General features: G+C 60.8%; 8 protein-coding genes and 1 pseudogene. 4 read left to right on the top strand and 5 right to left on the bottom strand.

Going from position 1 to position 10813, the window contains the following annotated elements:
- Positions 1 to 470: 470 nt before the first annotated feature.
- On the top strand, positions 471 to 1928 hold the full coding sequence (locus N554_RS0126605) for a glutamate synthase subunit beta (RefSeq protein ID WP_029586283.1): 1458 nt from the start codon (positions 471 to 473) through the stop codon (positions 1926 to 1928).
- A 44-nt stretch (positions 1929 to 1972) separates the two neighbouring features.
- Here the strand turns inward: N554_RS0126605 and N554_RS0126600 are convergent, their stop codons facing one another.
- Positions 1973 to 3670, bottom strand: coding sequence for an outer membrane beta-barrel protein (locus tag N554_RS0126600; protein WP_029586282.1), 1698 nt, complete (start codon positions 3668 to 3670; stop codon positions 1973 to 1975).
- Positions 3671 to 3878: 208 nt separating this feature from the next.
- On the opposite strand from N554_RS0126600, the gene N554_RS0126595 reads away from it, so the two are divergent.
- Positions 3879 to 4892, top strand: coding sequence for a KpsF/GutQ family sugar-phosphate isomerase (locus tag N554_RS0126595; RefSeq protein ID WP_029586281.1), 1014 nt, complete (start codon positions 3879 to 3881; stop codon positions 4890 to 4892).
- Between the two features lie 28 nt (positions 4893 to 4920).
- On the opposite strand, the gene N554_RS0126590 is transcribed toward N554_RS0126595, so the two are convergent.
- The 3 genes from N554_RS0126590 to hemH all read right to left on the bottom strand — a co-directional run bounded on the left by N554_RS0126590 (position 4921) and on the right by hemH (position 7582).
- A complete protein-coding gene (locus N554_RS0126590) occupies positions 4921 to 5367 on the bottom strand; it encodes an NfeD family protein (RefSeq protein ID WP_029586280.1) in 447 nt (148 codons plus the stop codon).
- Between the two features lie 21 nt (positions 5368 to 5388).
- On the bottom strand, positions 5389 to 6384 hold the full coding sequence (locus N554_RS0126585) for an SPFH domain-containing protein (RefSeq protein ID WP_029586279.1): 996 nt from the start codon (positions 6382 to 6384) through the stop codon (positions 5389 to 5391).
- A 160-nt stretch (positions 6385 to 6544) separates the two neighbouring features.
- Complete coding sequence (gene hemH, locus N554_RS0126580) at positions 6545 to 7582, bottom strand: ferrochelatase (RefSeq protein WP_029586278.1); 1038 nt, start codon at positions 7580 to 7582, stop codon at positions 6545 to 6547.
- 119 nt (positions 7583 to 7701) lie between these two features.
- Here hemH and N554_RS0126575 point away from each other — a divergent pair, with 119 nt between their 5' ends.
- Complete coding sequence (locus N554_RS0126575) at positions 7702 to 8100, top strand: MAPEG family protein (protein ID WP_029586277.1); 399 nt, start codon at positions 7702 to 7704, stop codon at positions 8098 to 8100.
- A 1177-nt stretch (positions 8101 to 9277) separates the two neighbouring features.
- On the opposite strand, the gene N554_RS0126565 is transcribed toward N554_RS0126575, so the two are convergent.
- Positions 9278 to 10312, bottom strand: coding sequence for an SAM-dependent methyltransferase (locus N554_RS0126565; protein ID WP_029586276.1), 1035 nt, complete (start codon positions 10310 to 10312; stop codon positions 9278 to 9280).
- Positions 10313 to 10665: 353 nt separating this feature from the next.
- Here N554_RS0126565 and N554_RS42335 point away from each other — a divergent pair.
- Positions 10666 to 10813: pseudogene (locus N554_RS42335) on the top strand (IS110 family transposase); the annotation flags it as partial.

Here is a 10813-nt window from a genome sequence, read left to right as displayed (position 1 = left end):
ACCCGTCATTGCGAGCGCAGCGAAGCAATCCATAGATTTAACGCGGTTGCCAATGGATTGCTTCGTCGCTTCGCTCCTCGCAATGACGAGAAGGATCGTGGGAATAACAAGTCATCCTTCGAGACGCGGCGACGGCGCCGCACCTCAGGATGAGAAGAGATGTTCCTCATGGTGAGGAGGCGCTTACGCCGTCTCGAACCATGAGGCCGGGTTGATGCAGGGGCAGCAGGTTTAATGGGTAAGATTACAGGTTCTCTCGAGACCGACCGGCACGATACAAGCCGCCGAGTGACGAGGTGAACAGGTTTCCTGTTATTCACGGAGCCCTCGCGATAAGCTTGGTCTTCGCGGTGCCGCTGGCAGTCTATCTGGCCAACGGCAGTGTCGAGTTGTGGGCTTTCCTCCTCGGCGCTGTGATGGGCTTTTGCTATTGGTATTTCTGGGATCCTCTACCGTGAGTGTGAAACGTCGTGGGTAAAATAACAGGTTTTCTCGAGATCGAGCGGCACGACCGCAAATACGCGCCGGCCGCCGAGCGCGTCAAAAGCTATCGCGAATTTGTCGTTCCCTTGAGCGAGAAGGACACCCGCGACCAGGCCGCGCGCTGCATGAATTGCGGCATTCCCTATTGCCACGGCACCGGCTCGGTGCAGCCGGGCACGCCGGGCTGCCCAGTCAACAACCAGATTCCGGATTTCAACGATCTGGTCTACCAGGGCGACTGGGAAGAAGCCGCGCGCAACCTGCATTCGACCAACAACTTTCCGGAATTCACCGGGCGGATTTGCCCCGCGCCTTGCGAAGCCTCGTGTACGCTGAACATCGACGACAATCCTGTCACCATCAAGACCATTGAGTGCGCGATCGCCGATCGCGCCTGGGACAATGGCTGGGTCAAGCCGGAAATCCCGACGACCCGGACCGGCAAGAAGGTCGCGGTCATCGGATCGGGCCCGGCGGGGATGGCCTGCGCGCAGCAGCTCGCGCGCGCTGGCCACGACGTGCACGTTTATGAAAAATTCGCCAAGGCCGGCGGGCTGTTGCGCTATGGCATTCCCGATTTCAAGATGGAGAAGCATCACGTCGACCGTCGCGTGGCGCAGATGGAGGCCGAGGGCGTTACCTTCCACTATGGTGTCCATGTCGGCGGCAGCTCACCCGGCGCGATCGATCCGCGGGACCTGCTGAACCAATATGACGCGCTGGCGCTGACCGGCGGCGCGGAAGCCGCGCGCGACCTGCAGATCCCCGGCCGCGATCTCGACGGCATTCACTTCGCGATGGATTTCCTGCCGCAGCAAAACCGCCGCGTCTCCAATGAGCCGCTCGGCAGCGAGTCGGAGATTTTGGCCGGCGGGAAGCATGTGGTGGTGATCGGTGGCGGCGACACCGGCTCCGACTGCATCGGCACGTCGTTCCGGCAAGGCGCGCTCTCGGTGACGCAGCTCGAGATCATGCCGGCTCCGCCGGAGCACGAGAACAAAGGTCTGACTTGGCCCAATTGGCCCTTGAAGATGCGGACCTCATCGAGCCAGGCCGAAGGCGCAAAGCGCGAATACGCGGTGCTGACCCAACGATTCTCAGGCGTCGACGGCAAAGTGACAAAACTGCATTGCGTGCAGGTCGACGACAAGTTCAAGCCGGTAGCCGGAAGCGAATTCGAGTTCGAGGCGCAGCTGGTGCTGCTGGCGATGGGTTTTGTACATCCGGTGCATGAGGGCCTGTTGAAGACGCTCGGCGTCGATCTCGACCCGCGCGGCAATGTGCGCGCCAACACCGCGGACTATCATACCTCGCGACCGAACGTGTTTTCAGCCGGCGACATGCGCCGCGGACAATCGCTTGTGGTTTGGGCGATCCGCGAAGGCCGCCTCTGCGCCCGTGCCATCGATCAGTTCCTGATGGGCACGACGAATCTGCCGCGGTGAGCTTCTTCTCGCGGTGTGCCGGTGGCGGGGTATGACAGCCGACATCAATTCTGCAAGCGCACCCCGAGCAACACCACCGTCGACGCCGAGCTCGAGCCTAAAATGTTGGAGTCCATCACATCCCGGCGCAGGGTGCCCTTGACCCAGAGATCGCGGTTCAGCTTGTAGATCAGGTCGCCCGACAGCGTGTAGATCTTGTCGTGACGGTCGTCGCCCTGATAGTCGAGCGTGCCGTAGGTGAATCTTCCGATGGCGGTGAGCCAGCGGCGGAAGTCGTGATCGACTTCGAAAGTGTAGACACGCGTCAGCACACCGGAGACGCCGGGTAGCGTGGTCTCGCCGATCAAGGTGTCGGAATAGAATTTTGCCGTGGTCAAAGGCGTCGCCGTCCAGGTCAGCGAGGCCGAGGTGAGCAGGCCATTTAACTGGCTAAGCCGCGGATCGACGTAATCGCGCAACGCGTAGCCAGCCGAGATTTCGCCGGTCAAGAGCCGCGAGAATTCGAACGACGTGCCGGCCTTGGCGTAGCCGCCTGAGGAATCGCGCTGAAAGCCGGAGCGGTCGAACTGCACGTCGTGGATGCGGCTGTCGCCCTGGATCTCAGCGAATGGTTTCACGCCGGGCAAGAGATCGTAGCTGATACGGCCGACACCGCCATATTGGTTGAAGTTGCGGTCGTCGTTGGTGGTCGAGGTGCCGTCGGTGAGCTCGGAGTTCGTATAGACGGTGCGGTCGATGGTGCCGCCGGCGGAAAGCTGCAGGCGGTTGAGCGTCTGGTCGATGCCGAAGGTGCCGCCGAGGGTCGAAAAGATGGGATATTTGGCAAGCCCGGCCTGAATGTTCGGGCTGCCCGGGTTGTCGGTGGCAACGAGCAAACGCAGTTGGCCGAGTAAACGGGTATCCCGAGTGACGTCGAGGCGGCCGTCGATGTGACCGGTGAAATCCGGCCGGTCGAGATTGGTCGGCGCCGACGAGATCGTGCCGTCGCCGGCTGGCGGAAACGTGTTGCCGTAGCCAGCGAACGATCCCCGCAAGTCGGCGACCAGCGCGTGGCGCTCCCAGTTGGAGACCGCGAGAAATTCCGGCGCCACCACATAGAACGACGAGCCCTTCGGCACGAAGGTGCGGCCGGGATTGGTGTCATAGCCGCCGCGCAGCTCAACCGCGCCCTTGATGAGAAAGCTGCCGGCGTAATCGCCGACGGCGCCGAACGGATCGTCGTCGATCTTCAGCCGCTTGCGCGCCGGCTGGCCGACCACCGTGCCGGCCATCGCCGGCGGGATCGGCGCCTTGTTCGCAGTCTCGGACGGCGGGACGGACAGCCGCGCCCGTCCGGCCGAAATCGCCCGTGCCGGGCTGCCGGGACCCGGCGCTTTCGGCCTGGCCTGGCCCGGATAAAATTTTGGCTGCGTGCGCTTGCGATTGAGCGAGTCAAAACCGGAAGTGGATGCGCCGCTGGCGGCGGGAAGACCGTAGCTCGGAATATTTCCAATCCGCGACGGCGCGGGTTTTTCCCCGTCGCGGCGCCTCGCATCGTCAGCGGAATCGCTGGTCGTTTCGCCGGTTCTGCGCAGCCGCGAATCCTGCGGCGACACGAAGCCGTCGCGCACCGGACGGAACAGGTCTGACGTGATCGTCTGGGCGTGCGCGGATGAGTTATCGAACGCGATCAGCGCGAGGCATGGCAATAGCGCGCGTAAAGCGTTTACGCGCTTGCGGCGGCCCCTTGCTGGACCCGACATCACGATAAAAATACCCCAACAAATTCATACGCTTGCCGACCGGTTCCACGCGCGCGCGAACGCGCTGGCAGAAAACGTCGTTAATGGAGTTAAAACAGTTATGGTTAATGAGCCGTTGAGAGCCGCGGCCGGCGCGTCGCATCGCAAAATGGGGCGTGCTAAGGATGCGCGCGAAGCGAGCCAATTGCCCGCCTCCCTGGGACCAGACATGGCCAAGTCGAAACCGCTGACGGCAAAATCATCCGTGACCGATCACGCGAACGAAGCCGTTCAATCGGCCTTACGCACGCTCGACGTGGAGGGCAGCGGCATCGCCGCGATTGTGGCAGCCCTGCAATCCGACCTCGGCATGACGTTTGCGGCCGCGGCGGATCTCATTCGCAACGCCAAGGGGCGATTGATCGTCACCGGGCTCGGCAAATCCGGCCACATCGGCCGCAAAATCGCTGCGACCTTCGCCTCCACCGGCACGCCGGCGTTCTTCGTGCACGCCGCAGAGGCGAGCCACGGCGATCTCGGCATGATCACCGCCGACGACGTCATCATGGCGCTGTCGTGGTCCGGCGAACAGCCGGAGATGAAGAATCTCATCACCTACGCCAAGCGCTTCCGCATCGCGGTGATCGCGATGACCGCCGATTGCGACTCCACGCTGAGCAAGGCCGCGGATATTGCGCTGACTTTGCCCAAGGCGCGCGAGGCCTGCCCGCACAATCTCGCGCCCACCACCTCCTCGCTGATGATGCTGGCGTTAGGGGATGCGCTGGCGATCGCGCTGCTGGAGGGCCGCGGCTTTACCTCGGTCGATTTCAGCGTGCTGCATCCGGGCGGCAAGCTCGGCGCCATGCTGAAATATACCCGCGACCTCATGCATACCGGCGACGCCGTGCCGCTCAAGCCGATGGGTACGCGAATGTCGGATGCGCTGGTCGAGATGTCATCGAAAGGTTTTGGCTGCGTCGGCATCATCGATGGCTATGGCGCCATCGTCGGCATCGTCACCGACGGCGATTTGCGCCGCCACATGCGCCCCGACCTGATGACCGCACTCGTCGATGACGTGATGACCAAAAATCCGAAGACGATCGGACGCGACCTGCTCGCCAGCGAAGCGCTGGAAATTCTCAACTCCTCGAAGATCACCGCGCTGATCGTGACCGACGCCAGCAAGCCGGTCGGCATAGTGCATTTGCACGACATCCTGCGCGCCGGCGTGGCGTAGCGCTGGAGCAAACATCGGGCCGATTGACCTAGGCCGCGGCCACCGTCAGGCTCGCGCCGTCGGCTTGCACGATCCTGACCCGGGTGCCGGCGGGCGCATCGGGGCCGGCAACCCGCCAGATCGTATCGTCGATCCGCACCGTGCCCGACCCGTCGATGATCGGCTTCTCCAGCGTGAACACCCGGCCGACCAGCGCATCCGCCCGCTTGTTGAGAAACGGATTGCTTTGGCTGGCGGCCTTATTGCTGCGCGCGAGGCGCCGCCACAGCGGCACCGCGGCGACTGCGAAGACCGCGAACATCAGGATCTGCAGCTGCCACGACGGATGGATCGCAAACGACAGCAAGCCGACCAGCAATGCGGCGAACCCAAGCCAGATCAAGAAGACGCCCGGTGCGAGCAATTCCAGCGCCATCAGCACGACGCCGAAGATCAGCCAGTTCCAGCTACCCAATATGGAGAACATCTCGGTCATCGATCAGCCCTCTACCATCCCTCAACGTATCGGCGCCGCCGGCGGCGGGTTCGGTCCGGCTTGCGGCACCGAGCCGCGCCGCGCGGCCGCCGCCGATGCCGCGCTTTCACCGAAGGTAGCCTTGGCGATCTCGCCGATGCCGGCAAGCGAACCAAGAATACTCATCGCCTCGATCGGCAGCATGACGATTTTCTGGTTCGGCGAATCCGCCAGTTGTCCGAACGCCTTGATGTACTTGTCGGCGATGAAGTAATTCAGCGCGGCGACATCGCCCTGGGCGATGGCCTGGCTGACCATCAGCGTCGCCTTGGCCTCGGCTTCGGCGGAGCGTTCGCGCGCCTCGGCGTCGCGGAACGCAGCCTCGCGGCGGCCTTCGGCCTGCAAGATCTGGCCCTGTTTGGCACCTTCCGCGCGAAGAATTTCCGATTGCCGCTGGCCTTCGGCCTGCAGAATATCGGCGCGCTTGACGCGCTCGGCCTTCATCTGGCGTCCCATCGCCTCCACCAGGTCAGCGGGCGGCACGATGTCCTTGATCTCGATTCGGTTGACCTTCAAGCCCCACGGCGACACCGCCGCGTCGACTACGCGCAGCAAGCGCTCGTTGATCTCATCGCGATGCGACAGCACCTGATCGAGATCCATCGCGCCCATCACCGAGCGGATGTTGGTCATCGTCAGCACGATGATCGCTTGATTGAGATCGGATACTTCGTAGCTCGCCTTGGCGGCGTCGAACACCTGATAGAACGCGACGCCGTCCACCGTCACCGTGGCGTTGTCCTTGGTGATCACCTCCTGCTCCGGAATGCTGATCACCTGCTCCATCATGTTGATCTTGCGGCCGACGCGATCGAAATAGGGGATGATGATGTTCAGCCCCGGCGCCAGCGTGCGGGTGTATTTGCCGAACCGCTCGATGGTCCAGTCGTATCCCTGCGGCACCGTCTTGATTCCGGCAAACAGCGTAAAGATAGCCAGCAGCAACAGCGCAATCGCGAAAATATCGAAACCGGTCATAAATCCTCCCAAAGCCAGACACAAAAGGTGTCCGAGCGCAGTATACTGTCTAAGGCCGGCGGCGCCGGCTCAGACCGTTCTTCTTAAGTTATAGGTAAGTCTCCGTTTACAGGCCACCTTATGGACGCCATCTGAACGATGACGGGGCCATGCAGCACGGTCAAATCCAGCCCTGAAGCTCGCGCAGAACAAGCTGCCGGATGACGTCCATTCCGGCCTCGCTGTCGTTCAGGCAAGGGATTGCGGCAAATTGCTCGCCGCCATTGTGCCTGAATATCTCGGCATTTTCCTGCGCGATTTCTTCCAGCGTTTCCAGACAATCGGCGGAAAAGCCGGGCGTCACGACGGCGATGCGGCGCACGCCGTCCTTCGCCAGTTGCTCCATGGTCTTGTCGGTGTAGGGCCGCAGCCACTCATCGAAGCCGAAGCGCGACTGGAAGGTGAGCAGCAGCTTCGAGGCGTCCAGTCCCATCCGCCTGCGCAGCGCTTCCGTCGTCGCGACGCACTGCGCCTGATAGGGGTCGCCCTTGTCGATATATTTTTGCGGCATGCCGTGGAACGAGGCCACGATCAGCTCCGGCTGAAACGGCAAGGTCGAAAGATGCGCATTGATGGAGACCGCCAGCGCCTCGATATAATCGGGATCATCATAATAGGGCGGCGTCACCCGCAGGGTCGGTTGCGCGCGCATGCCGGCGAGCACGCGGAACACCTCGTCGCACACGGTTGCCGACGTCGCGGCCGAATATTGCGGGTAGAGCGGCACCACCAGCAGCCGATCGCAGCCCTGCGCCGTGAGGGCCTCGATGCCCGAGCGGATCGACGGGTTGCCGTAGCGCATCGCCCAATCAACCACGACATGATCATGGTCCGATATCGAAGCGGCGAGCTTGTCGGACTGCGCGCGCGTGATGGTTTTCAGCGGAGATTCGTTTCTCGCGTTGTTCCAGATCTTCTGGTAGTCGCGGGCTTTTCGGCTCGGGCGGATGCGCAGGATGATGCCGTTCAGCACCAGCTTCCATTTTAGTCCCTGATCTTCGATCACTCTGGGATCGGATAGAAACTCCTTGAGATAGACCCGTACGCCGCTGGCATCCGCGGTGTCGGGGGTACCAAGGTTGACCAGCAAAACGCCGATGCGACCCGGTCTGACGCTGGCCGCAGCCTCTGCGCTTTCGATGGGAACAACCGTTGTCATAATGCCTGTGGCTTCGCGCGTTGGGCTATTCTTGTCAAGATAATGGCCGGTTCGATACTGTCACTTGATACGGCCACTTATCTGGTATTGTCACTTATTGCCGCATGTCGGAGGGAACCATGACGGTCGCCGAGTGGTGCGTCTTCGGAGCGGTGATGCTCTATCTGCTGACGATCGCACCGATCAAGTGGATCGGGTTTCGCCGTTTCGACAATTCCAAACCGCGCGATCCCGGGTTTTATGCCGACCCTATTGCCTCGCGCGCCCTGGGCGCGCATCAGAACGGCATCGAGACCTTTCCGTTCTTTGCAGTAGCGGTGTTGCTGGCGGAATTTCGCGCCGGCCCGCAACGTCTGATCGATGACCTGGCGGTATTGTTCCTGATCGTTCGGGTCGCCTATGTCTTCACCTATCTCGGCGATCGGCCCACGCTGCGCTCGATCCTGTGGAACATCGGCTTCGCCATCAATCTCGTCATTTTCTTCATGCCGGTGATCCACAGCTATTTGCCGATCTAGAACGTCATCGAAATAAGGTCAGTATCCTTCACACGCTCTTTCGCAGGCGATGACGGCTGGGCGTGTGGCGCGCTCGTACTCAATGCATGCCACCGATTCAAATTTCAGGCAGCCAAAACAATTTCAGATGCGCGTTCGCGATCCCGCGGCGCGATGCGCCCGAGTGATGCAAAAATCTTTCGCCCGATAGAGGGCGTGGGGAATGCCGGGTGCACGGTGCACCCGCAGCCCGTGTGCAATGGTAGTAAGCACACGGTAGTCACCGCAGGTCACCGGAACACCCGGCATTCCCGCACGCAATGGTTTTAACGGCTTATATCGTGCTCTCCCCGGCGACGAATTCGTCTTGTCACCGTCGTCGGCGGATTGAAGGGTTTGCCGAACCCGGTTGGGCTCGCAAAAACCTCCGCCGACTTGACACCAGCAACGGGTGCCAGGACCACACGGTTTTGCCGTACGCATCAGCGCCGTTCGTCTGCGCGCCGCAAATCGCTCACGAGGTTCAACCCGCCCTGCGATTGCGAAATGCGCGCCCGACGCTGCCGCGTCCACCGCATCCCACCCCGCGTCCGTGACGATCGCGATACGCCCCTCTCATGGGGTGAGACGGCGAAGCTTATGAAGTGATTTGGGTCAGACGGGAACAGGAATATTTTTGCAAGCAGGGCTGGACTACCCAAATCAGATTGATCCCATTCAACAAATCACACTGATCGCGCAAGACGACACCAACGAGATCCGCTTCATCGACACGTAAAGCGATACAGCGCGACCCCATACATACGCTGGCAGACTGCTAGCCGGAGTCCCCTTCCGACCCAAAAGCGCCGTTTGACAGTCGGCCGGTCACTTCCGGTCTACCCCGATAAGCAGACAATCTCAGAGCCAGTCGGCACTTCGCATTTGTGCCAGAAGCGGGCGTTCTGTTCCAGTGTGTTGGTGCCGGCGCCATGGTCGCATGAACATGGGCGGCGAGAGAAAAACGCTTCGGCTTCCCGGGCGCGTGGGCGCAATCGTCGCTGGGGCGAGATCAGATTTTTCCAAATGCTGCCAAACCCGACATGGCTGAACGATTGGATAAATAACTGTCGCGCAGGTTTTCCAATCCATCAAGCACCACGCACCTCGAGCTTTTTAGGTGATGTCGGCCCTCGGCCGGAATGAACGGAGGGTCGCTTTAGCGATCAGTCTCGGCAACGCCACCCAATGCTTCTGAGGATGCAGGAGTCTGTCGGGAGCAAGATGCTGCCCCGGGCTTGGTAGCCAGCACCGTGTTGTACGGGTTGCCGAAGACAAATACCTTCGAAGTGCGCCAAATGATCCGTTCCAATTCCACGAATGTGCGCATCTTTAGCCGATACTTCCACAACACCAAGTGCTGAATGAAGTTCCACGTGAGACCCCAGGCCCAGAATGGCAGTCGCCGATAACGGATCGGGTTGAAGCCGAGTCGGCGCATCTTGTAGACGAGAAGATTGGCGCCGACAAAATTATAGCGCCAGTTGTCGAAGAAGACGGTGACGCTTAGGTAATCCTCTTTACGCCGACAATGATCCAACGATCCCGGTGAGCGGATTAACAGGCTTCCTCCCGGCTTGAGCATCCGCCAGCAGCGCGCCAGCCAAGCGTCCAGGTTTTTGGTGTAGCCGATCGATTCGAGCGCATAGATGGTGTCAAAACTTTCACTCGGGAGATCGAGGCTGTCGAAGTCGGTGACGATCACCTGTCCACGCCCACCCAGTTCTGCAAATTTCCGCCGGCAGATGTCCGCTTGCACGGATGAATTGGTCACACACACAACTTCGATATCTCGCCGGCTGGCGAGGTAGTAGGCCGCCGCGCCGGATCCGCACCCGAGATCCAACAGCCGCATCCCGTCCTTCAGCTTCAGAAGAACGGATTCGGCTTCGTAGGGACGCGAAAATGCGACGCGGGGGAAAACGCACGTGCTGTAGTTCGCTTGCTCGTCGCGATACGTGCCGAATACGTCATCATATGTACGCTTCTCGTCGTCGTGCTTGAGAAAGTCGCTCGGCCGCGGTGTCCACTCGATCAGTTGGCGCTGCTCGAATTGATTCAACTCGTGGCCGATCTTGCTCGCGTCCTTCGGTTGAGTCACCAAGAGAAAAAGTACGTAGTGAAAAACGTTGTATGCTACGAACAACGCGATGACGATCGCCACGACCAACTGAAACGTCAGAACAATGCCCAAGGTTGCTCCTGTGACCGCTGAAACGCTCTGAAAGCGATGGCGATTCTCACGTCGATGAGGAGTCACGGCCAAGCTGCACCGTGCGTAATTATGCGACGTTATGCTCTTCTTGGGGAGCCTCGACCGTGGGCCATCAAATCACGGCAGACCCAGGCCGGATAGACCCAATTGTCCGGAACGGTCAAACTGAGAAGGACTCAATGTGAGCAGTGTCTTCCGGGCTACCCCTGAAAGATGGGGTAATCGGCCGGCCCAGCTTGTGGATAGCTGAAGATTTTGGGTGCTGCGCTTCAGGCTGATGGTGAAACGAGGTCCGTGGTTACGGCCTCAAGCATCAGAAGGAGAAGCGCAGCATGGACCATTTTGCTGGATTGGATGTATCGGTCAAGCAGACCAGCGTCTGCATTGTGGATGACACGGGCAGAATCGTGCGGGAAGTGAGGGTACCGAGCGAGCCTGAGGCGCTGCTGAAGGTTCTAGGGAACCAGGCCTACCGCTTCA

Origin of the sequence: Bradyrhizobium sp. URHD0069, assembly GCF_000701345.1 — a bacterium.
Lineage (GTDB): Bacteria > Pseudomonadota > Alphaproteobacteria > Rhizobiales > Xanthobacteraceae > Bradyrhizobium.
Note: the sequence above shows the minus strand (reverse complement) of the source record. Positions and strands in the feature narration are given on the sequence as shown.